This window comes from Mycetocola sp., assembly GCF_046716805.1.
Classification (GTDB): Bacteria; Actinomycetota; Actinomycetes; order Actinomycetales; family Microbacteriaceae; genus Mycetocola_A.
The window spans coordinates 1-21,408 of the sequence record NZ_JBKJWH010000032.1 but is presented as its reverse complement, the minus strand read 5'-3'; the positions used below and the strand labels follow the sequence as shown (position 1 = coordinate 21,408).

At 65.6% G+C, this 21,408-nt stretch carries 23 protein-coding genes and 1 tRNA gene; 14 read left to right on the top strand and 10 right to left on the bottom strand.

Features of this window, described 5'->3' with window-relative positions:
- Window positions 1-15 precede the first annotated feature (15 nt).
- The 3 genes from rsfS to ACLQ62_RS02585 all read left to right on the top strand — a co-directional run bounded on the left by rsfS (window position 16) and on the right by ACLQ62_RS02585 (window position 1,113).
- Window positions 16-393, top strand: coding sequence for a ribosome silencing factor (gene rsfS / locus ACLQ62_RS02595; protein WP_411720101.1), 378 nt, complete (start codon window positions 16-18; stop codon window positions 391-393).
- 93 nt (window positions 394-486) lie between these two features.
- A tRNA-Ala gene (locus ACLQ62_RS02590) sits at window positions 487-559 on the top strand.
- Between the two features lie 158 nt (window positions 560-717).
- The gene (locus ACLQ62_RS02585) at window positions 718-1,113 is read left to right on the top strand and encodes a YchJ family protein (RefSeq protein WP_411720100.1); all 396 of its coding nucleotides are present in this window, start codon (window positions 718-720) and stop codon (window positions 1,111-1,113) included.
- A gap of 32 nt (window positions 1,114-1,145) precedes the next feature.
- Here the strand turns inward: ACLQ62_RS02585 and ACLQ62_RS02580 are convergent, their stop codons facing one another.
- Window positions 1,146-1,736 carry an NADPH-dependent FMN reductase gene (locus tag ACLQ62_RS02580; RefSeq protein WP_411720099.1) on the bottom strand — a complete coding sequence of 197 codons (591 nt, stop codon included), beginning with the start codon at window positions 1,734-1,736 and terminating at the stop codon, window positions 1,146-1,148.
- Between the two features lie 128 nt (window positions 1,737-1,864).
- Entirely contained in the window at window positions 1,865-2,587 is a 723-nt protein-coding gene (locus ACLQ62_RS02575) for a trimeric intracellular cation channel family protein (protein ID WP_411720098.1), read from the bottom strand.
- A 98-nt stretch (window positions 2,588-2,685) separates the two neighbouring features.
- Here ACLQ62_RS02575 and ACLQ62_RS02570 point away from each other — a divergent pair, with 98 nt between their 5' ends.
- From ACLQ62_RS02570 to ACLQ62_RS02560, 3 genes are all read left to right on the top strand, one after another.
- The gene (locus ACLQ62_RS02570) at window positions 2,686-3,726 is read left to right on the top strand and encodes a zinc-binding dehydrogenase (protein WP_411720097.1); all 1,041 of its coding nucleotides are present in this window, start codon (window positions 2,686-2,688) and stop codon (window positions 3,724-3,726) included.
- A 29-nt stretch (window positions 3,727-3,755) separates the two neighbouring features.
- Complete coding sequence (locus ACLQ62_RS02565; protein ID WP_411720096.1) at window positions 3,756-4,970, top strand: glycoside hydrolase family 3 N-terminal domain-containing protein; 1,215 nt, start codon at window positions 3,756-3,758, stop codon at window positions 4,968-4,970.
- A gap of 109 nt (window positions 4,971-5,079) precedes the next feature.
- Entirely contained in the window at window positions 5,080-5,640 is a 561-nt protein-coding gene (locus ACLQ62_RS02560; RefSeq protein WP_411720095.1) for a YceI family protein, read from the top strand.
- Window positions 5,641-5,677: 37 nt separating this feature from the next.
- Here the strand turns inward: ACLQ62_RS02560 and ACLQ62_RS02555 are convergent, their stop codons facing one another.
- From ACLQ62_RS02555 to ACLQ62_RS02545, 3 genes are all read right to left on the bottom strand, one after another.
- Window positions 5,678-6,733, bottom strand: a complete 1,056-nt coding sequence (locus ACLQ62_RS02555) for an FUSC family protein (RefSeq protein ID WP_411720094.1) — start codon at window positions 6,731-6,733, stop codon at window positions 5,678-5,680.
- Window positions 6,734-6,742: 9 nt separating this feature from the next.
- Complete coding sequence (locus ACLQ62_RS02550) at window positions 6,743-7,870, bottom strand: winged helix DNA-binding domain-containing protein (protein WP_411720093.1); 1,128 nt, start codon at window positions 7,868-7,870, stop codon at window positions 6,743-6,745.
- Window positions 7,871-7,935: 65 nt separating this feature from the next.
- Window positions 7,936-8,757 carry an MBL fold metallo-hydrolase gene (locus ACLQ62_RS02545; RefSeq protein ID WP_411720092.1) on the bottom strand — a complete coding sequence of 274 codons (822 nt, stop codon included), beginning with the start codon at window positions 8,755-8,757 and terminating at the stop codon, window positions 7,936-7,938.
- A gap of 457 nt (window positions 8,758-9,214) precedes the next feature.
- On the opposite strand from ACLQ62_RS02545, the gene ACLQ62_RS02540 reads away from it, so the two are divergent.
- From ACLQ62_RS02540 to ACLQ62_RS02530, 3 genes are all read left to right on the top strand, one after another.
- Entirely contained in the window at window positions 9,215-10,030 is an 816-nt protein-coding gene (locus tag ACLQ62_RS02540; RefSeq protein WP_411720091.1) for a hypothetical protein, read from the top strand.
- Between the two features lie 76 nt (window positions 10,031-10,106).
- Entirely contained in the window at window positions 10,107-10,592 is a 486-nt protein-coding gene (locus ACLQ62_RS02535) for a pyridoxamine 5'-phosphate oxidase family protein (RefSeq protein ID WP_411720090.1), read from the top strand.
- Between the two features lie 70 nt (window positions 10,593-10,662).
- On the top strand, window positions 10,663-11,364 hold the full coding sequence (locus ACLQ62_RS02530; RefSeq protein WP_411720089.1) for an SOS response-associated peptidase: 702 nt from the start codon (window positions 10,663-10,665) through the stop codon (window positions 11,362-11,364).
- Between the two features lie 4 nt (window positions 11,365-11,368).
- On the opposite strand, the gene ACLQ62_RS02525 is transcribed toward ACLQ62_RS02530, so the two are convergent.
- Genes ACLQ62_RS02525 through ACLQ62_RS02510 form a run of 4 tightly spaced genes read right to left on the bottom strand, consistent with a single transcriptional unit; the run spans window position 11,369 to window position 14,495 of the window.
- Entirely contained in the window at window positions 11,369-12,415 is a 1,047-nt protein-coding gene (locus tag ACLQ62_RS02525) for an App1 family protein (RefSeq protein ID WP_411720088.1), read from the bottom strand.
- 38 nt (window positions 12,416-12,453) lie between these two features.
- Window positions 12,454-13,128 carry a DedA family protein gene (locus tag ACLQ62_RS02520; RefSeq protein ID WP_411720087.1) on the bottom strand — a complete coding sequence of 225 codons (675 nt, stop codon included), beginning with the start codon at window positions 13,126-13,128 and terminating at the stop codon, window positions 12,454-12,456.
- A gap of 19 nt (window positions 13,129-13,147) precedes the next feature.
- Window positions 13,148-14,086: a M56 family metallopeptidase gene (locus ACLQ62_RS02515; protein ID WP_411720110.1), complete on the bottom strand. Its 939-nt coding sequence runs from the start codon at window positions 14,084-14,086 to the stop codon at window positions 13,148-13,150.
- Window positions 14,087-14,114: 28 nt separating this feature from the next.
- Window positions 14,115-14,495: a BlaI/MecI/CopY family transcriptional regulator gene (locus tag ACLQ62_RS02510; protein ID WP_411720086.1), complete on the bottom strand. Its 381-nt coding sequence runs from the start codon at window positions 14,493-14,495 to the stop codon at window positions 14,115-14,117.
- 130 nt (window positions 14,496-14,625) lie between these two features.
- Here ACLQ62_RS02510 and ACLQ62_RS02505 point away from each other — a divergent pair, with 130 nt between their 5' ends.
- Genes ACLQ62_RS02505 through cydC form a run of 4 tightly spaced genes read left to right on the top strand, consistent with a single transcriptional unit; the run spans window position 14,626 to window position 20,477 of the window.
- Window positions 14,626-16,038 (top strand): cytochrome ubiquinol oxidase subunit I, encoded by a 1,413-nt coding sequence (locus ACLQ62_RS02505; RefSeq protein ID WP_411720085.1) that lies wholly within the window; start codon window positions 14,626-14,628, stop codon window positions 16,036-16,038.
- Window positions 16,039-16,047: 9 nt separating this feature from the next.
- A complete protein-coding gene (gene cydB, locus ACLQ62_RS02500) occupies window positions 16,048-17,085 on the top strand; it encodes a cytochrome d ubiquinol oxidase subunit II (RefSeq protein ID WP_411720084.1) in 1,038 nt (345 codons plus the stop codon).
- A 9-nt stretch (window positions 17,086-17,094) separates the two neighbouring features.
- Window positions 17,095-18,744 carry a thiol reductant ABC exporter subunit CydD gene (gene cydD, locus ACLQ62_RS02495; protein ID WP_411720083.1) on the top strand — a complete coding sequence of 550 codons (1,650 nt, stop codon included), beginning with the start codon at window positions 17,095-17,097 and terminating at the stop codon, window positions 18,742-18,744.
- Window positions 18,741-20,477, top strand: coding sequence for a thiol reductant ABC exporter subunit CydC (cydC, locus tag ACLQ62_RS02490; protein WP_411720082.1), 1,737 nt, complete (start codon window positions 18,741-18,743; stop codon window positions 20,475-20,477). The genes cydD and cydC overlap by 4 nt, the downstream gene beginning before the upstream one ends.
- Before the next feature lie 56 nt (window positions 20,478-20,533).
- On the opposite strand, the gene ACLQ62_RS02485 is transcribed toward cydC, so the two are convergent.
- Window positions 20,534-20,983, bottom strand: coding sequence for a nitroreductase/quinone reductase family protein (locus ACLQ62_RS02485; RefSeq protein WP_411720081.1), 450 nt, complete (start codon window positions 20,981-20,983; stop codon window positions 20,534-20,536).
- A 116-nt stretch (window positions 20,984-21,099) separates the two neighbouring features.
- On the opposite strand from ACLQ62_RS02485, the gene ACLQ62_RS02480 reads away from it, so the two are divergent.
- Window positions 21,100-21,408 (top strand): hypothetical protein (locus ACLQ62_RS02480; protein WP_411720080.1); only part of this gene is annotated, 309 nt, incomplete at its 3' end.

Sequence of the window (21,408 nt, the reverse complement as noted above, 5' to 3'; positions counted from 1 at the left end):
AAGGTAAACCATCACGTGACAGCACGCGAATCCACCATCGAGCAGCTCGAGATCGCTGCCGCAGCCGCCCTCGACAAGGGCGCCAACGACCTGGTGGCCCTTGACGTCTCCGGCCCCCTTCCCTTCGTCGACATCTTCCTCATCGCCACCGGGCGCAGCGAGCGCAACGTCGTCGCCGTCGCCGGAGAGATCGAAGACAAGCTCATCGAAGCAGGACACAAGACTCTGCGGCGCGAAGGCCGCTCGGAGGGGCGCTGGATCCTCCTCGACTTCGGTGACCTCGTCGTGCACGTCTTCCACGAGGAAGAGCGCCTGTACTACTCGCTCGAGCGTCTCTGGAAGGACTGCCCCGTCGTTCCGATCGCCGTCGCGGCTGCCGCCCAGGCGGAGTAGAACGACGGCTCGCCGGTCGATGCCCCGATTCGTGACCGAGCGAGTTTTGTAGTAATCTAATCAGGTTGCTCCGAGTAATCAGAGCAACCGAATGGGTCTGTGGCGCAGCTGGTAGCGCACCTGCATGGCATGCAGGGGGTCAGGGGTTCGAATCCCCTCAGATCCACTCATTGAGCCCGATGATCTCCGGATTATCGGGCTTTTTTGTGTCGCACCGCGACGCCTAACAGGATGGTTCGGGTCGGGCGAACGCTCGACAGGAACTTTTGCGCGGTTCCGGCGGCAGTCTCCTGTCGAGCGTGCGGCTGCCGAGATAATGGACGCATGCCATTCGCCGTCCTCACGAACTCCGACCGGTGCCCCTGCCTCAGCGGAGAGACCTCTGGGCAGTGCTGCGCACCGTTCCACCGCGGGCAGGCAAACGCGCCGACGGCCGAACGGCTCATGCGATCGCGTTACTCGGCGTTCGTGGTCGGCGACGAACGGTATCTGCGGTCGTCGTGGCATCCGCGCACCCGACCGGCCTCGCTCGACCTCGACCCGGACGTGCGCTGGTACCGGCTCGACATCCTCTCGACGAGGAATGGCGGGCTCCTCGACGAGGAGGGCATCGTCGAGTTCCGGGCCTTCTACCGTTCAGCAGACGGGCGCGGCGAACAGCACGAGGTGAGCCGGTTCGCCCGGTCCGGCCGTGCCTGGCACTACCTCGACGCGGTCTGAGCCGAAACGTCAGCGCGGTCTGAGCCGAAACGTCAGCGCTGCGGGACCACGGTGAGCACCCGGGTCACAAAGGTGAGGAAGTCCGCCATCCAGTCGCGGAGGAACGTCTCCGTCCCTTCGTTCGTGACGGATCCGTCTTCGGCGATGAGCCCGGGCGTGAGCTGGATGTACGCCTCCGGGGCGGTCATCTGCGGCGAGTTGCAGAAGCTCAGCACACTGCGAAGGTCCTGCTGCGCGACGGCGGTGCCGATCGCCCCGGGGGACGCTCCGATCACCGCTGAGGGTTTGCCGGCGAACGAATTCTCGCCATAGGGCCGCGACGCCCAGTCGATCGCGTTCTTCAGCGCACCGGGAATGGAACGGTTGTACTCCGGCGTGACGAACAGCACGGCGTCCACATCGGCGATGGCCTGCTTGAACGTGCGCGCCACCGGCGGGTAGTCGGCGTCGTAATCGTAGCTGTACAGCGGAAGGTCCCCGATGGGGATCTCCGTTAGCTCGAACTCCTCGGGAGCGAGCTTGACCAGTGCGCCGGCAAGCTGCCGGTTGATGGACGCTGCCGCGAGGCTGCCGACGAAATAGCCGACGGTATACGGCGGTTCGTGCTCGTGGATGGTTGGCATGATGGTCCTTCCTCGATAGCCACGGGATCGTGAGCCGCGGTCGGGCTTCCGTCGTGACGCCTCCCACGCTACGACTCACAGGCACACGTGTCCACGAGAAGTCTCCGGCCGAGAATGGCTGCCGCACCTCAGGCGGGCGGTTCGCCGCCGGTTTCCGAAGCGTCCGTACCGTGCCGTCGACGAAGCCGCCTGCCCACGTCGGTCAGGAGACGCGGCCGGGGGATCCGCACTTCGGTGGGCAGGGTCCAGCCATATCGGCGCGCGAGCAGTGACAGTGCGGCCCCACTCGCCATGGCCACGAGGGACCCGAGTGTCGGCATCCCCAGCGCGCTGAAGACCACCATCTCGACGCTGGAGACAAGCGCGCTGGTGGCGTAGAGGGTGTTACCGCCGAAGATGCGCGGGATCCGGAGCAGCATCACATCGCGGACGGCTCCGCCTCCGACGGCCGTGACGATGCCCATGGCGATGGCGGCGAGCCAGCCGAGCCCAGCGTCGAGTGTCTTCTGGGCGCCGACCGCCGCCCACGAGCCGATGGCGAGTGCGTCGAGGAGCACGAGTGAACGCTGCGACCACCGCCCGCGGAACGGCACGAAGAACGCGACGACGGCCCCCGTGATCGCGAGGGCGAGATAGGCGGGGTCGGTGAGCGCCACAGGCGGGCCCTGCTGAAGCAGCGTGTCACGGATGATGCCGCCGCCAAGGCCGCTCAGGATCGCGAGGATCACGAAACCGACGATGTCAAGCCGGGCTGTTCGCGCGGCAATGCCGCCGAGGATCGCATTCGCAAAAACGCCGGAGAGGTCCACGAAGCGGAGAATTTCGTTGAAGCTCTCAGCGTTCAGATCCATTCGAGCCCCTCGGTTCTCGGCGCGTTCGCGGAACTCGCGTCTTCGCGCCGTTACAGCGTAATGGAGCTCGAGCGGCCCGGCTGCGGGATACTGGGCTGATGCGTGCCGTTCTGTATGAATCCTTCGGGGGAGTACCCCGCGTCGTCGATGTCGCCCGACCGCAGCCGGGGAACGGGGATGTCGTCGTCCAGGTTCTTGCCACCGGTCTGTGCCGAAGCGACCTCCATGCGTGGGCGGGTCATGACTCGGGCATCCGGCTCCCGCATGTGCCTGGGCATGAACTCGTCGGCCGGATCGCCGAACGCGGCCCCGGGGTGACGGAGCTTCGGGTCGGACAGCGGGTCACCGTGCCCTTCGTCTGCGCCTGCGGGGCCTGTCCGGAGTGTGAGAGCGGGAACGGCCAGGTCTGCCGGAATCAGACACAGCCCGGTTTCACCCATTGGGGCTCGTTCGCTGAATACGTCCTCATCCGCAACGCGGAACTCAACGTGATCCCGATTCCTGACAGTCTCGACCCGGGAGCTGCGGCGATTCTCGGATGCCGGTTCGCTACGTCGTTCCGCGGGCTGGTCGGCCAGGCTCGAGTCCAGGAGGACGAATGGGTCGTTGTCGTCGGCTGTGGCGGTGTCGGTCTCAGCGCCGTGATGATCGCGGCGGCGTTGGGTGCGAGGGTGATCGGGGTCGACGTGTCGCCCGAGGCGCTGGCCCTGGCGACGGCATCCGGCGCAGAGCACGTGATCGACTCGAGCCTTCTCGCCGATGAGGAGGTCGTTGCTGCCGTGCGGGAGTTGACCGACGGCGGGGCTGCGGTCTCGGTGGAGGCTCTTGGCCGGGAGAGCACGACGGCCGTGGCCATCCGCTCCCTCGCCCGGCGGGGCCGGCATGTGCAGATCGGCCTGTTTGCGTCCGATCCGCGCATTCCGATGGGCGAGGTCATCGCGGGCGAGCTGACGGTGCTCGGCAGTCACGGAATGGCGGCGCGGCACTATCCGGCCATGTTGGAGATCATCGCCTCTGGTCGGCTCCGCCCCGAGGAACTGATCACCCGGCGCATCAGCCTGGAGGAGGCCCCCGCGGCGATGATCGACCTCGCCAACGCCCGCAACACCGCCGGTGTCACCCTGATCGTTCCCGGCTGAGACGGATCCGCGAGACGTAGGCTTGACGGATGATCCGGAACACCTCTGTGAACCGACGTCGGGCTCGAGTGGCCACCGTGATCCTCGTCCTCTTCGCCCTGGCCGGTTGTACCGCCGCCGTCGACACACCCTCACCGGGCCGTCCCGCACCGAGCCAACCGACATCGACTCAGAGGGCGACTCCGGTGCCGACGGAGAGCCCCGCCGTGGTCGCGGCGAAAAAGAAGCTCTCAACGATGACGCGGACCGAGAAAGTAGCGAGCCTGCTGATGCTGCACCTGCCGGGAACGGATGCCACGGCGCTGCGCTCGTTCGTCGACACGCACCGCCCAGGTGGACTGATCTTCATGCGTGACAACATCGCCGGCACCGCTGAGGAGACCGCTGCGCTGGCGGGGGCGGTGAGCGCGGACCCCGAGTTTCCGCTCCTGATCGGAATCGACCAGGAAGGCGGCGACGTTCGGCGGATCTGGTCCGACCAGTGGCCATCCTCGCTGACTTTGAAGGACCGTCCGGCGGTCGAGGCCGAGCACGCTTTCGGCCTCCGTTCCGATCTCCTTGCCCAGTCGGGGATCTCGGTGAACTTTGGCATCGTCGCCGACGTGACCGACGACCCGGGTTCATTCATCTACCGACGGGCGCTCGGCTCGACGCCGGAGTCGGCCGCCGAACGGGTGGCTGCAGCCGTTGCGGGGGAGCGGGGTGCCGTTCTCTCAACCCTCAAGCACTTCCCCGGGCACGGTGCGGCCCCGGGGGACTCCCACACCACCATTCCGAGGACCGACAAACCCTTCCAGGAGTGGAAGGCGACGGATGCCGTCCCGTTCGAGCGAGGAATCGCCGCCGGAGCCCCGATCGTCATGTTCGGGCACCTCGACTACAGCGCTGTCGATCCCGTGCCGGCATCCCTCTCACCCGTCTGGCACTCGATCCTCCGAGACGACCTCGGCTTCGACGGCATCACCATCACCGACGACATGCTCATGCTGAGAAACACCGGCTTGCCGGAGTACCAGAACGTCGCCGAGAACGCCATCCGGGCACTGGCCGCCGGAACGACCATGCTGCTTTTTGTGCTCGGCTCGTCGCCCGCCGTGGACGGGGTCGACCCCGCCGTGCTGCTCGCCGACATCGAGGACGCCGTCGACACCGGGCGGATCTCACAGCAACACATCGATGAAGCAGCTCTGAAGCTTCTGGTCGCGCGGTTCGAGACGGGCGTTAACGCGGACCCGCTACGCTGACCACGCCGCGGGCAATATTCGCACCACGGAACACAATGCATCGTGCATACGTTTGCATAGGAATGGCGCGCACGCGCCGCTAACTTCAACCGCCCCAGAAGGAGCACGCATGACTTTGACCGCGACCTCGATCCCCGGCTACAAGGCTGGAACCTGGACCATCGACCCCACCCACAGCGAAGTAGGGTTCAGCATCCGCCACATCATGATCAGCAAGGTCAAGGGGACGTTCGACACGTTCTCGGCCACGTTTGTGACCGGTGAGAACCCGCTCGACTCGCGCGTCACGGCATCCGCCGAGGTCGCCTCGATCAACACGAACGAAGCGAACCGCGACGGACACCTCCGCACCGGTGACTTCTTCGACGCTGCAACCTACCCGACCATCGACTTCGTGTCGACCGGCGTCCGTCAGGAGGGCGACGACTTCAAGGTCGACGGCAACCTGACCGTCAAGGGAATCACCAAGCCGGTCACGTTCGACTTCGAGTTCGGTGGCTTCGGCCAGGACCCGTACGGCAACTACAAGGGCGGCGCCAGCGCCAAGGCCGTCATCAACCGTGAGGACTTCGGCCTCAGCTACAACGCAGCGCTCGAAACCGGTGGCGTCCTCCTCGGAGACAAAGTCACCATCACGCTCGAGCTCCAGGCCGTGCACGCCGGCGAGTAGTCCACGCCGCGCACAACGAAGGGATCGTCGGAGACACTCAGTCTCCGACGATCTCTTCGTGTATGCGTCGCAGGTCTTCCATCAGCGAGCCGATGAGCATCCAATGCTCGGGGTGCGGGCGGGCGATCCGAAGCGGTGCGGTGAGGACCGGAATCTCGGCTGTCCGGATCGGTTCGTCGCTGGATGTGGCCCCCGGCCCCTTCGCCAGCAGTCGCAGGTCGTGAGCGGCACGGCGGAGTTCGCCGGCGATCGAGTGGATCGACGGCTCCTCGATGAGGGAATCGTCGTAGTGATCGTGCAGGGCGCGGGTCATGCCAAGGACCCGTGTGACCATCGGCGAGAGTCGATTCAGCAGCTGGTGCATGTTCGCCAGCCGCGTGCGATGTGCGCTCTGCCGAGGGTTCATGGTCAGGGATTCTTCGCCCTGACGAACGGATGCCTCCGCAGCGTCCCGCATCGGTCGCAGAAGTCGTGCCTGGATCATGAGGCCGTCCAGCTGCTGCCTGGACTGCTTGGTGGTCAACGCGACGGCGAGCCGTTCGATACTGGCCTCCAGTTCCGAGGCGAGGAGCCCGACGTCGCGTTCGGCCGGTGCGAGCGCGACGGGCGGGACGATGAGAACGTTGATGATCACCCCGAGAGCCGCTCCGATCAGCGTCTCAAGAATCCTGTCAACGGCGTAACCGGGGGTGGCAGCCCCCAGCGCCAGGACGAGCATCGCACTGATCGGAATCTGGTTCGCTGAGCCGGGCGTGAGCTTGAACACCCAGCCGAAGAAGATTGACACGACGATCGCGAGGAGGATGACCCAGGCCTGGTTGCTCGCGAACAGGCCGATCAGGGTGGCGATCACGACGCCGGCGATGACTCCGACGCTCCGCTCGACGGCTTTGCCGAAAGATTGGTTCACGCTGGGCTGCACCACGAGCAGCGCGGCGATCGCTGCGAAGATGGGTAGCTCGGAGGGGAGAAGCAGAACGGCGACGATCCACGCCAGCACCGTGGCGACGGCGGTCTTCACGACCTGCAGCAGGGGCACCCTGCTGGGCGCGCGGAGGAACGTCGGCAGTCGCGGTGCTCGCAGGCGTTTCACCCTCCCACGCTACCGTGAGCCGGACCCGGCTCCTGCTGCGATGGTCAGGTCAGCTGGCTTGCCCTTGAACCGGCCGTACCTGCTGATCGCCTTTGCGAGCGCAGACTCCTGGCTGCTGCTCAATGCGGCGAACGGCAAGGCTGTCACGTGAATCACGTCGGGTTTCTCCGACCGCGCCCATGTGCCGACCACCCGGCCGCCGATGACGATCGTCGCCTTGAACATGCCGTTGTTGCCTGGCACGATGAGCTGCGCGTGCTCGGTAGCAAGAGCAGCCGACCGATCGGTGTAACCGAGGAGGTTTTCGTCGAAGCCGGGAAGAGCGTGAACGGCTCGAGCACCGGGAAGCGGCCGTTCGAGGGTGAGGACATCGGTCGACGCGTGCCAGGTCGTCGTGTCGGTCGTAAGGCTGCTCAGTCGGTCCCCGGTTCGGCTGATCGCCGCTCGAACGTCGGTGAGGGTGAGATTCGCCCACCAGGCGAAATCGGCCTCCGTGGCGGGGCCGTGGCTGGTGAAGTAGCGGACCGCGAGTTCGACAATGGCGTCCTCGCGGTCGAGTTGCGCACGGACCGGAGGTGTCCACTCGTCGAGGAGCACGAACGCCTGCTCCTTTCCGACGAACGGGCCCAGGCAGATCATGCCCGCGTGCGCCATGGCGCCGATCAGGTGGATGCCACGCTGCCCGGAGATCGATTGTCCGGCGGCTTCGAAGACCGCGAGGAGCGCTTTGCGGACCAGCGGGCCGTCCGCCAGCGCCCGGACCCCTGCGTCGGTCGCCGCCGACACATCGGCCGGGCTGATGCCGAGCTCACGATGGCGGGTGGCGAAGGAGGTCGTGAGCCGGTGCCGCGACAGGGGAAGAATCAGTCGGAGGTCGTCCGGCGTCGTCACGTGCAGGGTTCCGCGCATCGGCCAGCTGCGCACGAGTTCGCGACGATCGAACGCCGCCCGCACATCGGCCTCGGTGGCGTCAGGCGTGCGCAACCCGATCGACCACAGCACGCCGGGAAGATCCTGCCCCTGCATCGCTGTCAGATGCGTCACGGTGTCGAGCGGACTGGCGCTGAGGGGCCGCTGGATGCGCTGCGCGACGAGCCGACGTCGTGCCCGGTCGACCGCCTGCGATTCGAGTGCCATCTTCACAGTCTGGCTCGTCGCGCGAGGTACACGAAGCCCGGAACCCGGCGAGCGTGTGACATCCGTTATTCGGGCGTCCTGCTCTGCTCTTTCTGGGCGAGCCGCTGTCGTTGCCATCGATGCACGTCGGGCAGCCAATCCAACGGGGCCGATGGACCGACCCGCGGGTCGTCGGGAACAACGCCGTCTCGCAGGTCCCGGACGTATGCACGGTCCTGTTCGATTCGTGCTCGCAGCTGTTCAGCTCCGCCGACTGAGCCATGACCGGGGATGACGGCGTCAATCTCGTCGGCCACGCTCTCGAACAGCCGCAGCGCGGCGAGGTAATCCTCGATCGGATTCGCCGCCTCCAGGTCGAGGAACGGCATCAGGATGTCAGAGAGCATGTCGCCCGCGACGAGGACGCCGCGCTCCTCGATCAACAGCGCCGCATGACCTGGAGCGTGGGCTCGATGCTCGATGATGCGGATTGTCGGGCCATGCCAGGGGATCTGCGCAGCTTCGGTGGCCAGACCGGTAATGAGACCGAGCGAATTCATCGGGATCTCCTCGGCGTACTCTGGCGGTAGCCCCACGGCTATGCGATCCTCCCAGTCCGCGTTCGACAGCAGATCTCGGATCGAAGCCGCGCAGCGGGCTGTACCGTAACGGGGCGCGTCGCCGAAGTTCGGGTGCCAGAGCACGTGGTCCCAATCGGGATGCGTAGAGAAGCCTGCCACGACGGGCTGGCCCAGCTCGCGAAGGTCGGTCGCGATGGTAGCCATTTCGTCGCCTGTTATACCGGGGTCGATGAGCAACACACCGTCCCTGCCCTGCACGACAACGGAATTACTCTGGATGAACTCGCTCTCGTGAATGAGAATGCCCTCAGCGACTTGCTTCAGCATCAAATGCCTTCCGATTGTGGTTGCAACCGCATGCGGAGACGGTAGTACCTGGCGGTAATCGCTTGCAAGCACTACAGGGGACTTGCTCGACCAGTGATCATCACGCTGGAGATTCGTTTGCGTCTTCGTACTCCACCGGCAGGTTGAGAGGTTCGGCTCCACGTTCCAGAGGGGAGCGACTTCTTGCTACGGCGTCGAGTTCGCGAGTGGGCAGAAAAGAGACCAGCCATGCTGACGGCTGAACCGGTTCCCCACAGTGGGTGGGTCGCCATCACAACCGCGATGAGCGCGAGAGAGGCAGCGGTAAGCGCAATCTCCGAACGGGGACACCGGCCGCCGCGAACGCGATCTCAATGAGGAGGTTTCACAACCAGCAGGCCTTCCGGTCGAGGGGACCCGGGCGGCGTCAGCGGGCTTCAGATATTGGTGTCAGGATGAATGCCGGAAAGGCGACCACATGGCATCCGAACCTGACGCAGAAATTCTCGAGGCGGAGCTGGTGATTCCAGACCTGCCGGAGCTTGTGCAGCGATACCCAGCATCATTGCCGACACCGAAGCTTCACGCCCGGTGGATCGAGGATGAAGGCGTGTCGCTCGCGTTCATCGAGATCGGTGACATTGCGATGCACGTCGAGACCACCGACGACGACCTTGCCTGGCACTTGCACGTCGGCGGGCACGACGGCCCACCGTTGGATGGCACACCGTGGGATGGAAAGACCACTGAGGCATTGCTGCTGTGGATGGAGGAGTTCGCCGGCAAAGTCCATGCCTGTCTGGAGATGATCGACGAAGACATCTTCGACGCGATCGATCTCTTCGAAGCCGGTGCCACCTCCGCACCGTTGTCGGCGTCCGGCTTCGACCCAGACGACTGGGCGTCGTTCAAAAAGAAAGACTTCCTGGTGTTCCGTGTCGCCGCTCCCGGACAGGCGGAACCTCAAATCTGGACCGGCAAAGGCGACGCCTGGCACCTGCACGACGACGAGCGGGACGGCGACGCCGAACTGCTGTGGGCGCCACCGGGCTCCGATGACCCCACCCACCTCGGCGCGGTCATCATCTCACCCGAGACCGGACTGCCGGCGACCTTCGCGAACCCCGGCATCAGCTGGAACGACGTCGGAATGACCGAGGACGACGCCATGGACTGGCTCTTGCGCGAACACCGGAACTGCGTCTGGGCGTCCACCATCCACGATGCTGTCACCGAACAGGTCCTGAACATGCTCGCGGGATTCAGCGTCCCGATCATCTCACCGTACCGATGAAGGCCATTCCTCCCAGGGTTCCGCCGATGAGCGCGCTGCAGTAGCTTGGGGCGATCGCGAGCGCCCGGGAGGCATCATGGTTGAACTGACGACCGACGATGTATGGCGGGTGCTCGCGAAGCAGAACTTCATGGTGGTAGGAATGGTCTCGGCGCGGGGCAAGGCCCGCACGGCAGGCGTGATGCCATACACGGCCGGTCGCACGCTGTGGTTCACCACGAACGACGACGCGTGGACGTCCCGCCATATCGCGGTCAACCCCGAGGTGTCGGTGACGGTGACGATCCCGAAACACGTACCGCTACTGCCGTGGATCAAAGTGCCGGCGGCGACGATCACGTTCGCGGGCGTTGCTGAAGTCGTTCCGGCGGTCCGGATGCCAGCCGCCGCACGGACTGCGCTCACAAAGGGTCTGAAGCACAACGAGGACGGGTCAGGCGGCACGCTGCTCGGCGTCGGTATCCGCCCGGTCGGTGACTTCATCACCTACGGCGTCGGTGTTTCGGTGGTCGGGATGCTCGACACAGAAGCCGCGCGAGGGCGAGCGCCGAGCGGAGGCTAGTTGTTGCCGTGCGCCTCATCGAGCACATCGAGCGGCCCTGCTGAGCGACGGTCTGCGCCATGATGGAAGCATGTGCGGACGTTTTGCGATGGACAAGGAAACCGACGACCTGATTCGCGAATTCATGGCAGAGACCGGCGGCGGAGCATCCGAGTGGACGCCATCATGGAACGTGGCGCCGACCGACCAGGTTCCCGTCGTGCGGGAGCACCACGGCACGCGGCGGCTCGAGTCGGTGCGCTGGGGGATCGTGTCTCCGAGCTCGCCCACCTTCGGCGGCGGCAAGCCGGTGATCAACGCGCGGATTGAGACCGTCGCGACCAACGGTCTCTTCAAGGGAGCCTTCGCATCGTCTCGCTGCATCATCAGCGCTGCCGGTTATTACGAATGGCAGCTCACCGAGAACGGGAAGCAGCCCTACTTCATCCACCACCCGGGAACCGACGTCGCCATGGCCGGCATCGTGCGGGCGTGGCCCGACCGGTCGAAGGCATCTGACGATCCCGACCGCTGGCGCCTGTCGATGGCCATCATCACCCGCGACGCCCACGTAGCCCCCGGTGAAGTTCACGACCGGATGCCGGCCTGCCTCACGCCTGACACGTACGACGACTGGCTGGGCGCAGATCTGTCACCCGACGACGCGCTGGCGCTGCTGGACTCCAGTTCGTTCGAAGTGGCCCACGACTTCCACTACTACCCGGTCTCGAAAGCCGTGAACAGTGTGAAAAACGACGGACCGGAGCTCCTCGCCCCGATCGAACTGGGCTGAGCCGCTAAACCAAACCGAGCTCTTCCAGCTGCTCGAGGAGACCGGCACCGTCGGGTGCGTAGATCCACGGTGCGGTCTTCTTGTTGGGCTCTTCGCCCTTCGAGCGCCCACCGGCGAGCACCGCTTCAGGGACCGACAGCTGCCTGATGGCGATAGCGGCCACGTGGTCGGGATACTCCTCGGCGAAGCTGCCGTAGATCTCCTCGTCGTGCTGCCCGTTGTCACCGACGAGAAGCCAACGGATGTCGGGGAACTCGGCGGCCAGGCGGCGCAGGTTGTCTGCCTTGTGCTGGCGCCCGCTGCGGAAGAGCCGGTCGTGGGTGGGACCCCAATCGGTCAGGAGGAGTGCTCCAGACGGGTAAAGGTGGCGGCGGAGGAAACGGGACAGGGTCGGGGCGACATTCCATGCGCCGGTCGACAGGTAAATGATCGGCGTTCCTTCGTGCTGCCGGACGAGTCGCTCGAGCATGACCGCCATACCGGGGACCGCGGTCCGGGCGTGCTCGTCGAGGACGAACGTGTTCCAGGCCGCGAGCAGGGGCCGGGGGAGTGCCGTCACCATGACCGTGTCGTCGATATCGGAGATGACCCCGACGCGCACCGCCGGATCCGCGATGAAAACATTAGCGACGACCGGACGGGAATCCTCACTCCGAAGGGTGATCTGCTGCCAGCCGGGCTCGAGCGAGACGGCGATCTCGGCGTCGATGACGCCGCCGCGGTCGGCCTGAACCTCATAGGACTGGTCGCCGGCGACGATGGTCACCGACGCGGAAACGACCGGGATGCTCGTGAAGCTGCGCCACCCGCGTACACGCTGTGACGGGGCGACCGCCGGCGTGGCATCCGGTTTGGTGAGAAGCACCCGCGCGAGGACACGGAGGAGGGTGGTGGAGCCGTAGCCGGTGAACGGGATGACCGTGGCCACCAGGCCACGCTTGCGGCCGCGACGCGCACGCCAGTCGAGCCAGGCATCATCGATGCGGGCCGCACGGTGGAGGGTGATGGCTGTTTTCGACGCACCTGGGCCGGGCTGCTGGCGAGTTTGCATTCTGACAGTCTGGCATGCCGATATTCCGGCGCGGTGATCTAGTCTTTGTCGATGGTGTCGGCGTTGGGTTCGCCTGCGCGATTCATGTGCCGCTCCTGGGACCGATTCAGCAGCTTCTTTGCCACATAGATGAGCAGCAGGAACACGGCGATGATGCCGACGAAGAGATAACCGGCGTAATGCAGCTGGTCGGCGAGTTCACGATAGGTGCCCGCAGCAGCTGAACCAACCGACACGTAGGTGATCGCCCAGAGGACACACGCCGGAACGGTCCATGAGATGAACTTGCGATAACTCATCGTGCTCATGCCGACGGTGAGGGGGATGAGCGAATGGAGCACGGGCAGGAACCGGGAGATGAACACCGCGATGCCGCCGCGGCGGTCGAGGTAGTTCTCTGCGCGCTCCCACTGACGCAGCCCGATCCGGTGGCCGAGTCTCGACTCACGGATCCTCGGTCCGAAATAGCGCCCGAGTGCAAATCCGATGCTCTCGCCGATCAAGGCACCGACCACAACGACGACGATCAACGAGACGAACTGGACGGGGCCGTCGACACCGGTGCTCGCGACGATGACGACGGTGTCGCCCGGCACGACGAGCCCCACCAGAACGGATGTTTCAAGCATGATTGCGACCCCGGCCAGGGCCGTGCGAAGTACCGGGTCGACGCTCTGAACGAGGTCAAGGATCCAGCTCAGAAACTCGTTCACGCGACTGAGCCTAGGCGAATCAGACGACGACGAGAAGGAGGGTCGGAACGAGCAACAGCCCAAATGAAACGACGAGAACAGCCACTCGTGCGGCGGGGGAAAGCGGAGGGCGGGGCGATAGGAGTCGTTCCACCCGGCGGCCGACCACTTTCGAGGTGGTGTCGCCGGCGTGAAGGTGCTCCAGCGTGGATCCGTCCGGTCGATCGGTGCCTTCGGACGCAACGAGGGCGATGGCCGTCGCCAGGGTGGTGTCGTCGACGACGCGGCGGGCCTGGTCGTCGGCGAGCATCTCCACGAGCAGCCCGACGGCAGTCTCAGCGCGATTCGCGATCGGGAACCACGGCAACGCGCTGTGCCACGACTTGAAGGCGACGAGGACGAGGTGGTGCTGTTGTCGGAGGTGAGCGCGTTCGTGGGCGATCACCGCCTGAAGCTGTTGGGAGTCGAGCAGTGAAACGAGGCCCTCGGAGAGAACAGTGACGGACCGGGTCACCCCGGGCAGGCAGTAGGCGACAGGTGCCGGGTGGTCGAGCACGCGGGTGCCTGGCCGGTTGGGCATCGGAGCGCTCAGCAGGTTGACCAGCGAGAGGTGCCTGCTGCGTTGCCGTTCGGTGCGCGCGATGGTCAGGGCGAGGTTGAGCACGAGGTGGCCGGCGAAGAGCACGGCGATGCACAGTGCAAAGATGTGACCGAGGTTGGCCGAGCTCGGCAGTGTCCCGTCGAAGAGATGGCGAACCAGTTCGGCGAGTGCACCCAGGAGGTTCGGTCCGAACGGGATGAGGCCGTAGGTGACGAACGCGCCGATCATCGAGAGCCCACCGGCGAGGGCGACGGCCTGCCAGAGGACCAAGGCGGTGCCGGGCGCGCGGCTCGTCCACTGTGCCCGGGCGAGGAGGAGCGGGACGGGCCACGCCAGCAGAACGGCAAGGCATGCCAGCACCACGGAGGTGAAGAACATCACGCTCGGAGTTTACTGTCGGTTCGCTCTAGCGGGCGTCGGGGGAAGACGCGCCGAGCAGTTCGCGAAGGGTCTCTGCCTCGGCAGGCGAGACCGACCCGATGAATCGGGCGAGAGCCGCTTCACGATCGGGCGCGGTTCCGAGGACCTCGTGCATGAGCCCCGCCGTGTGCTCAGCGCGGGTCGTCACTGAGCGGTACAGGTGCGGTCGCATCGACCGGTCGCGAGAGACGAAGTTCTTGCCTTCGAGGCGGGAGAGCACCGTGAGGACCGTAGTGACGGCGACGTCCCTGGCTCCGTCACGGTCGCTGGCGTGCAGGCGGTCTCTGAGATCGTTGGCGCTCAGCGCGTCGTCGGTGCTCCAGAGAACGTCCATGACCGCGCGTTCGAGGTCTCCCAGTGTTGCCATGCCCCAACGATACCTCGTCGTCGAGAAACTTTCTACGCTGGGTAGAAGTAGTTCTACGCGACGTAGAAATGTGTCCTACACTCAAGGGTGAAGGTTTCTACACGGTGTAGAACATCGCCGTGGAGGTGAAGTGAACGAGCTACTCGACCCGCTGCTGCTGTCACGCTGGCAGTTCGGACTGACGACGATCTACCACTTCCTGTTCGTGCCGCTGACGATCGGGATGGCGCTGACCATCGCCATCTTCCAGACCGCATGGTTCCGCACCGGCAGGGCGCATTATCTACAGCTCACGCACTTCTTCGGCAAGATCTTCCTGATCAACTTCGCCATGGGCGTCGTCACCGGCATCGTGCAGGAATTCCAGTTCGGCATGAACTGGTCGGACTACTCCCGCTTCGTCGGCGACGTCTTCGGCGCACCCCTCGCGTTCGAGGGTCTCCTGGCGTTCTTCCTCGAGGCGACCTTCATCGGCTTGTGGATCTTCGGCTGGGACAAACTGCCCGCGAAGCTGCACCTCGCAACCATCTGGATCGTCGCCACGGCGAGCATCCTCTCCGCCTACTTCATCATCGCCGCGAACGCGTTCATGCAGAACCCTGTTGCGTTCCGGATCAACGAGGAGAAGGGCCGCGCCGAACTCACGAGCATCTGGGAGCTCCTCACGAACCCGGTCGCCCTCGCCGCGTTCCCGCACACGATCTTCGCCTGTTTCATGGTCTCTGCCGGCCTCATCATCACCGTCGCCGCGTGGCACTTGTCCCGCAACCAGAACCTCGAGACCATGCGCCCCGCGCTCAAGTTCGGACTCTGGTCGATGGTGATCTCGGGGGCGCTCACGACGCTCGCCGGTGACCAGCTGAGCCTCGCCATGGTCGCATCACAGCCGATGAAGATGGCGGCAGCGGAGGCGATGTACGAGACGTCGACCGGCGCCGATGCGTCGTTCTCGATCTTCACCCTCGGAACCCCGGACGGCGTGCAGGAGCTCTTCTCGATCCGCATCCCGTATCTGCTTTCCTTCCTCTCCACCCACACGTTCGACGGCACGGTCGAGGGCATCAACAACCTGCAGGAGCAGTACCAGACCCTGTACGGCCCGGGGAACTACACGCCCATCATCTGGGTCACCTACTGGTCGTTCCGCTGGATGATCGGCATGGGCATCCTGCACATTTTCGTCGCGATGGTCGGTCTGTGGCTCACCCGCAAGGGGCGGATGCCGACGAACAAGTGGGTGTGGAGAGCTGCGATCTGGTCATTCCCGCTGTCGCTCGGAGCGATGATCGTCGGCTGGGTCTTCACCGAGATGGGACGACAGCCCTGGCTCGTGTTCGGCCTGCTGGAGACCGAGGACGGGGTCTCACCCGGGGTGACGGGCCTCGAAGTCCTCATCTCCCTCACCCTCTTCACGCTGGTCTACGGATCGCTCGCCGTGGTCGAATTCCGGCTGATCAAGAAGGCTGCCCAGCAGGGGCCGGCCGTCCCAGCCGAGCCCGACGAGGAGACCGGCAAACCTCTCGTCCACACGACGGTCTACTAGGAGGACATCATGGATCTCGGAGTTCTCTGGTTCGGCATCATCGCCTTTTTCTTCATCGGCTACTTCGTCCTCGACGGTTTCGACTTCGGCGTCGGCATGAGCATGCCGTTCGTCTCGAAGGACGACACCGACCGGCGCGTAGTCATCAACACCATCGGGCCGGTATGGGACCTCAACGAAACCTGGTTGATCGTCGCCGGAGCGTCCCTGTTCGCGGCGTTCCCCGAGTGGTACGCGACCCTGTTCAGCGGCTTCTACCTTCCGCTCCTGGTCATCCTTCTCGCACTCATCCTGCGTGGGGTGTCGTTCGAATACCGCCACCAACGCCCCGAACTCGCCTGGAAGCGCCGATTCGACCGGATGATCGTGTGGGGATCGGTGATTCCCGCGTTTCTCTGGGGCGTTGCCTTCGCCAACATCGTTCGGGGCGTTTCGCTGAACGCCGACCACGATTACACCGGCACCGTGTTCGAGCTTCTCAACCCGTACGCGCTGCTCGGCGGGCTCACCACGCTTCTGCTGTTCTTCACCCACGGTGCCCTTTTCCTCGCCCTCAAGACAGAGGGTGAGATCCGGGTTCGGTCACGCACACTCGCCACCCGTGCCGGCGTCCTGACCATCGGCGTCGCTGCCGCGTTCCTTCTCTGGACGGTTGTGGAGTTCGGTACGCTGCCGGCGCTTCTGCTCGCTGTCGCGGCAGCTGTCAGCCTGATCGCGTCGGTCTTCGCGAACCTCCGCGGCAGGGAGGGGCTCGCGTTCGGTCTCATGGCGGGCACGATCGCCCTCGCCGTCCTGACACTGTTCGCCTCCCTGTTCCCGGATGTCATGCCGGCGAGCAACGACCCGGCGAACAGCCTGACCATTGCGAACGCGTCGTCGAGTCCGTACACACTCCAGGTGATGAGCTGGACGGCTCTGATCGCTCTGCCCCTGATCCTCCTCTACCAGGGCTGGACCTACTGGGTGTTCCGCAAGCGAGTGACCCGCGCCCACATCGACGGCAGTGCTGACCCGGGCGTGGAGAGAACTGTCGAAGTGGCGCATTAGCCTGTGACTGTGCGACCTCTCGATCCTCGGCTCCTTCGCTACGCCGTCAGCGCGAGGTGGTTCCTTCTCAGCGGCGCGGCTCTCGGAGTCGCTACCACAGCGTGCATTCTCGCTTTTGCCTGGCTGCTCACGGTGTGCATCACCGGGGCCATTGACGGGCGCCCGCTCGGTGAACTCCTCCCGCAGGTCGGCCTGCTCGTCGCCGTCGCGGCCGTGCGAGCGGCGCTCGTGTACGCGCAGGAGCTGGTCGCCGCGCGGGGAGCAGCGAAGGTCAAGAGTGAATTGCGGCTCGGAATCCTCGACGCGGTGCGGCGCCTCGGCCCGGCGTGGCTGGCCGAACGGAGCAGCGCCCGCGTCACAACCCTGCTCGGACGGGGTATGGACGCCCTCGACGACTACTTCTCGAAGTACCTGCCTCAGCTGATCCTCACCGTGATCGTCACGCCGGTGATCCTGATTGTCATCCTGATGCAGGACTGGGTTTCAGCGATCTTCATTCTCGTGACACTGCCGCTGATCCCGATCTTCATGATCCTCATCGGCATGGCAACACAGGCCGTGCAACGGCGCCAGTGGGCGGTGCTCGGCGACCTCTCGTCAGGCTTCGTCGACACCCTGGGCGGCCTCGCAACCCTCAAGATCTTCGGCCGGGAACGACGCCAGGTCGACCGGATGCGCTCGATCACCCGGGACTACCGGACGCAGACGATGCGCGTGCTCCGGGTGTCGTTCCTGTCGAGCTTCGCCCTGGAACTCGCGGCGAGTCTCTCGGTCGCGCTCGTCGCCGTGTCGATCGGACTGCGTCTCGTCGACGGATCGATGGCTCTCTCGGTCGGACTTTTCGTCCTGCTCCTCGCCCCTGAGGCATTCCTCCCGCTGCGCCAGGTCGGCGCGAACTTCCATGCGGCCGCCGAGGGCGTTGCCGCCGCCGAAGACGCCTTCGGCATCCTCGACGACGCGAAGGCGAACGGCGCCGATCGTCCCGTTCCAGGCGGACGGGACCTTGTGGCATCCGGCACTCTGCGCCTGACTGATGTCTCGGTCGACTACGGGAACGGGCCAGTGCTCGCGCCGATCTCCACGGAGTTCCCGAGGGGCAGGTTGACGGTGATCGCCGGCCCCAGCGGTGCGGGCAAATCCAGTCTTTTCGGAGCCGTTCTCGGCTTCGCCCCACACACCGGAACCGTCGCGCTCGGGGGAATGCCTGTCCTGTCGTCGGCGCAGGAGCGCCCCTGGCTGGCCTGGACCGGGCAGCGACCCTCGCTCGTCGTCGGCTCGGTTGCGGAAAACGTCACGCTGGGTTCCGCCGCTGCAGACAGTGAACGCATTCGGTATGCCCTGAATCTCGCGGCTGCTCCCGAAATATCGCCTGGCCTTGCCGTCGGAGTGGCGGGCTCCGGACTGTCTGGCGGCCAGGCCCAGCGTGTGGGCATCGCCCGGGCCATCTACCGGACACTCGACCGGGGCTGCTCCGTTCTGCTCCTCGACGAGCCCACCTCCGCTCTTGACCACGAGACCGAAGCCCGGCTCCTCGACGGACTGCGCGTCCTTGCGGACACCGGAACGGCCGTCGTGATTGTCAGCCACCGCGAGGCCGTGATCGGACGGGCGGATGCCGTTCTCCGAGTTGAGCCATTGATTCTGGCGGGAGCGTCATGAGTGCTGACCTGCAGAGCTCCGTTCCGGTTACGTCCGGAGACGTCCGCTCAATCCTGACCACTGCCCAGCCGCGCACAGCGGGCTGGGTCTCGGGCGTTGCTTTCGGCATCCTCGCCGCACTCTCCACCGTCGCACTTCTGGCCACGAGCGCCTACCTGATCACGCGAGCGGCTGAACAGCCTCCGATCCTCTACCTGTCGATGGCCGTCGTCGGAGTGCGCGCTTTCGCGCTCGCGCGGGCCTTCTTCCGGTACCTCGAACGCCTCGCCAGCCACGACGCGGCCTTCCGCCAGCTCGAGACCGTTCGGGTCGACCTGCTGCGACGGCTCATCCCGCTCGCCCCCGACGGGCTCGGCGGCACCCGCCGCGGCTCACTCCTGTCCTCCCTTGTCTCCGATGTCGACGAACTGCAGAACCTGCCGCTGCGCGTGGTCCAGCCGCTTCTCACTTCGGTGGGCGTCGCAGCGATCGCCGTCTGGGTCGTCGCCCTGCTGTCGCCGACCGCAGCAGCGGGCCTGGCGGCGGCGCTGATCGTCGCGTTCGCCGTGGGTATCCTCGTCGCCGGCCGGGTCTCGGCATCCGCGGAACGCACCCTCGCGCCGAAACGCGCCGCCCTTGTCGACGCTCTGCTCGATTACCTCGGAAGCCTCGACGTGCTCATCGCGTACGGTGCTGAGGTGTCCGGGCGCCGAAAGGTTGAAGCGGCCGATCGGAACCTCACCCGGGCACTGACCGCCCGCTCACTCGGCGCGGGGATCGCGGCAGCGGCTCTTTCTCTGTTCTCCGGAATCGCTGTGGCGTGGTCGCTGGTGGCCGGAATCCCGGCGCTGTCCATGACAGGGAGCGGGTCGCTCAGCGGACCCGGGCTCGCGGTGATCGTGCTCGTGCCCCTCGCGGTCTTCGAGGTCGTCGCATCCGTGCCGCTCGCGGTCAGCGCCTGGCGCCAGGTCCGGTCGAGTGCCCAGCGCATCGCCCGGGTTGCGCCCAACGAGCTGCCCGTCGAAATCAGCGTCGGCGGAGGCACAAGCGCATGGTCACCGGACCCGGCAGCCCCAGCGCTCGAACTGAGCAGCGTGTCGACGCGCTGGCCCGGCGCCGCCAGTCCAACGCTCACGGTGCCCTCGCTCGCTGTTGAGCACGGCGAACGAGTGCTCATCGAAGGCGCAAGCGGCGCTGGGAAGACCACGTTGGCGCACCTGCTCGTGCGCTTCCTCGACCACGCGGGCAGCTATCGTCTCTCCGGGCAGGACGTTCGAGAACTTCCCGTCGAGCAGGTTCGCAGCGTCGTCGGTTTGTGTGAACAGATCCCGTACCTCTTTGATGAAAGCGTTCGCCAGAACCTGCTGTTCGCCAAGGAGACGGCAACGGACATCGAGTTGCTGGACGTGCTTGACCGGGTCGGCCTCGGCGATTGGGTCGCCGCACGCGGCGGGCTCGATTCCCGGGTGGGGGAGCGAGGATCGCTCGTCTCAGGCGGCCAGGCTCAGCGGATAGCGTTGGCCCGAGCGCTCCTTCGCGACTTCCCGCTGATCGTGCTCGACGAGCCAACCGCGAACGTTGAGGCCGACCTGGCTGGGGCACTCCTTCTGGACCTGCTGCAGGCCAGCGGGAACCGCACCGTTCTGCTGATTTCGCACGGCGACCTACCCGCCGGTCTTGTGGACCGGACGGTCCGCGTGGCCGACGGTGTTCTCGAGCCGATTGTTCCCGGGATGGCTCCCCAGGGCAGCTGAACCGCACCAGTCAGGGCGTGGCTGTTGTCCGCGGCATCTGCTGTGATGAAGCCGAACTACTCCTCGTTCACCGGCTCGCAGATCACGACGGGAATGTTCCGGCTGGTCCGGCGCTGGTAGACGGAGTAACCGGGATACGAAGCAACGATCTCGGGCCACAGCTCGTGCTTCTCGGCGTCCGACGCGGTTCGCGCTCGGAATCGCCTCGTCGTCCCTCGCACCGTGAGTTCGACGTCCGGATCGGCGCAGAGGTTTGCGTACCACTCGGGGTTTCGGTCATCCCCGCCTTTCGAGGCGACGAGAAAGTACCGGCCGTTCCGGTGAATTGGGGCCGTGAGCATCGTCGACCGCCGCGCGCCCGACTTGCGGCCGACGGTGTGCAGTTCAACGACGGCCATGCGACCGGCGCGCCAGCCGACGCGCCCGCCGGAGACGGCGAGAAGCGCGCGGTGAACGCCGTTCATCGCGCGCAGGCCTGCGTCTGTCAGCTTCGTTCGCACACTCATGCTTGCAGTGTACGAGCCACGTGGAGGGTTTCCGGTGCATCGTTTGAGGCATAGCACTTATCCACAGATGTCGAACACACCTTCTAATGTCGGTCGCTTTTTGGTAGACTGGGGGCATGGCGAAGAGGTCAGAGCAGGTCCGCGAAGTCGCACTCAGTGTGTGCGACCGGCTGGATTCGTTCGAGGCCAGGGTCGCCCGGGATGTGCCCTCGGCGCCCGTCACGGGTGCCTTCTCGACCGGTATCGCGGAGTCCCGCGGTACCGGTTCTTCGTTAACCGGGGTTTCGTCAGCCGGGGTTTCGTCAGCCGGGGTATCCGGCGACGTCCCGTTGTCGGTGCCGTTGTCGGTGCCGTTGTCGGTGCTGATCGATCGGGCCGGCAACGACGAGTTGCAGGCGTTGCTGGCCGATGCCGCCCGGGTGCGC

What these genes read in the sequence shown, in the direction of transcription:
- ACLQ62_RS02585 (WP_411720100.1), top strand. Translation starts at nt 718, where the DNA reads ATGCCATTCGCCGTCCTCACGAACTCCGACCGGTGCCCCTGCCTCAGC.
- ACLQ62_RS02580 (WP_411720099.1), bottom strand. Translation starts at nt 1,736, where the DNA reads ATGCCAACCATCCACGAGCACGAACCGCCGTATACCGTCGGCTATTTC.
- ACLQ62_RS02575 (WP_411720098.1), bottom strand. Translation starts at nt 2,587, where the DNA reads ATGGATCTGAACGCTGAGAGCTTCAACGAAATTCTCCGCTTCGTGGAC.
- ACLQ62_RS02570 (WP_411720097.1), top strand. Translation starts at nt 2,686, where the DNA reads ATGCGTGCCGTTCTGTATGAATCCTTCGGGGGAGTACCCCGCGTCGTC.
- ACLQ62_RS02565 (WP_411720096.1), top strand. Translation starts at nt 3,756, where the DNA reads ATGATCCGGAACACCTCTGTGAACCGACGTCGGGCTCGAGTGGCCACC.
- ACLQ62_RS02560 (WP_411720095.1), top strand. Translation starts at nt 5,080, where the DNA reads ATGACTTTGACCGCGACCTCGATCCCCGGCTACAAGGCTGGAACCTGG.
- ACLQ62_RS02550 (WP_411720093.1), bottom strand. Translation starts at nt 7,870, where the DNA reads ATGGCACTCGAATCGCAGGCGGTCGACCGGGCACGACGTCGGCTCGTC.
- ACLQ62_RS02545 (WP_411720092.1), bottom strand. Translation starts at nt 8,757, where the DNA reads ATGCTGAAGCAAGTCGCTGAGGGCATTCTCATTCACGAGAGCGAGTTC.
- ACLQ62_RS02540 (WP_411720091.1), top strand. Translation starts at nt 9,215, where the DNA reads ATGGCATCCGAACCTGACGCAGAAATTCTCGAGGCGGAGCTGGTGATT.
- ACLQ62_RS02535 (WP_411720090.1), top strand. Translation starts at nt 10,107, where the DNA reads ATGGTTGAACTGACGACCGACGATGTATGGCGGGTGCTCGCGAAGCAG.
- ACLQ62_RS02530 (WP_411720089.1), top strand. Translation starts at nt 10,663, where the DNA reads ATGTGCGGACGTTTTGCGATGGACAAGGAAACCGACGACCTGATTCGC.
- ACLQ62_RS02525 (WP_411720088.1), bottom strand. Translation starts at nt 12,415, where the DNA reads ATGCAAACTCGCCAGCAGCCCGGCCCAGGTGCGTCGAAAACAGCCATC.
- ACLQ62_RS02515 (WP_411720110.1), bottom strand. Translation starts at nt 14,086, where the DNA reads ATGTTCTTCACCTCCGTGGTGCTGGCATGCCTTGCCGTTCTGCTGGCG.
- ACLQ62_RS02510 (WP_411720086.1), bottom strand. Translation starts at nt 14,495, where the DNA reads ATGGCAACACTGGGAGACCTCGAACGCGCGGTCATGGACGTTCTCTGG.
- cydB (WP_411720084.1), top strand. Translation starts at nt 16,048, where the DNA reads ATGGATCTCGGAGTTCTCTGGTTCGGCATCATCGCCTTTTTCTTCATC.
- cydC (WP_411720082.1), top strand. Translation starts at nt 18,741, where the DNA reads ATGAGTGCTGACCTGCAGAGCTCCGTTCCGGTTACGTCCGGAGACGTC.
- ACLQ62_RS02485 (WP_411720081.1), bottom strand. Translation starts at nt 20,983, where the DNA reads ATGAGTGTGCGAACGAAGCTGACAGACGCAGGCCTGCGCGCGATGAAC.